The organism is Neisseria sp. P0009.S007 (genome assembly GCF_051962515.1).
In genome coordinates this window covers 1-875 of the sequence record NZ_JBQCVF010000685.1, presented here as the reverse complement: position 1 = coordinate 875, position 875 = coordinate 1, and the positions used below count along the sequence as shown (strand labels likewise).

Here is an 875-nt window from a genome sequence, read left to right as displayed (position 1 = left end):
CTCATGTTCATCATGCGGTGCGGCGGGCAGGTATAGACATACACGCCTTCTTTGTCGAGCTTGAGCGTGAAGTCTTTGCCGTCTTCAGAGAGGAAGTCGGCAACGCCGTCGGGCAGGGCTTTGCTTTGCACCCAGTGGCCGCTGTTGGCGGCTTTGAAGGTAACAGTGTCGCCGACTTTGGCGTTGACGTAGCCGGGCTCGAACACCATGCTGCCGTCTTTGCCGTTGTCGAGCATTTTGACTTCGTGGTTGGCGGCGTATGCGCTAAGGGACGCGGTCAGCATCAGGAGGAAGAGGGTTTTTTTCATGGAGAAAGTCCTTTTTGTGAAGAGTATAAAATGATTGCTGGGGCTGGTTTCTTGGTGGCAGATTCCCAGCTAGGATTGCCGCATCGGGCGGATAACGGGCAGGCCTTTGCTGTCGTACAAAAGCTCGATGTCCACTTTATACAGCCTGCCTATCATGTCCGCCTGCAACACGTCCTGCGGCGCGCCCTGCGCCTGTACTTTGCCTTCACCAAGCAGAATCACGCCGTCTGAAAACTGCGCGGCGAGGCTCAAATCGTGCAACACCATCAGCGTAACCAGATTGTGTTCGTGCGTGTATTGCACCACGCGCTCCAAAAGATTGAGCTGATGGTGCATATCCAGCGCGCTGACCGGTTCGTCCAGCATCAGGATTTCGGGGCGGCGCAGCATGACTTGGGCAAACATCACGAGCTGCCGCTGTCCGCCGGAAAGCCGCATGACGTCGCGGTGCGCCAGATGGCCGATACCCAGCTCCGCCATGATACTTGCGGCTTCGTGCAGCAGTTCGTCGCCGACGTGCATGTGCAGCGCGTCCATGCGGCCGAGCAACACGACTTCCAGCGCGGT

At 57.7% G+C, this 875-nt stretch carries 2 protein-coding genes; both read right to left on the bottom strand.

Annotation, left to right across the window (positions count from 1 at the left end):
* A partial coding sequence (locus tag ACTHS3_RS15670; RefSeq protein ID WP_440368464.1) for a plastocyanin/azurin family copper-binding protein occupies positions 1-308 on the bottom strand: 308 nt, incomplete at its 3' end.
* 69 nt (positions 309-377) lie between these two features.
* On the bottom strand, positions 378-875 hold a 498-nt coding region (locus ACTHS3_RS15665; RefSeq protein ID WP_440368462.1), incomplete at its 5' end, for an ABC transporter ATP-binding protein.